Origin of the sequence: Photorhabdus hainanensis, assembly GCF_018448965.1 — a bacterium.
In the GTDB taxonomy this organism is placed as follows: domain Bacteria; phylum Pseudomonadota; class Gammaproteobacteria; order Enterobacterales; family Enterobacteriaceae; genus Photorhabdus; species Photorhabdus akhurstii.
Window position 1 is genome coordinate 1 of sequence record NZ_RCWD01000139.1, and the last position, 455, is coordinate 455.

At 55.6% G+C, this 455-nt stretch carries 1 rRNA gene; it reads left to right on the top strand.

Going from position 1 to position 455, the window contains the following annotated elements:
* Nucleotides 1–455, top strand: a 23S ribosomal RNA gene (locus EAE92_RS24250); the annotation flags it as partial.

Here is a 455-nt window from a genome sequence, read left to right on the forward strand (position 1 = left end):
TGATGCCCGGCTTCCAGGAAAAGCCTCTAAGCATCAGGTGACATTGAATCGTACCCCAAACCGACACAGGTGGTCAGGTAGAGAATACTCAGGCGCTTGAGAGAACTCGGGTGAAGGAACTAGGCAAAATGGTGCCGTAACTTCGGGAGAAGGCACGCTGGCGGTAGGTGAGGGGCTTTGCGCCCGGAGCCGAGGCCAGTCGCAGAGACCAGCTGGCTGCAACTGTTTATTAAAAACACAGCACTGTGCAAACACGTAAGTGGACGTATACGGTGTGACGCCTGCCCGGTGCTGGAAGGTTAATTGATGGGGTTAGCCGCGAGGCGACGCTCTTGATCGAAGCCCCAGTAAACGGCGGCCGTAACTATAACGGTCCTAAGGTAGCGAAATTCCTTGTCGGGTAAGTTCCGACCTGCACGAATGGCGTAATGATGGCCAGGCTGTCTCCACCCGAG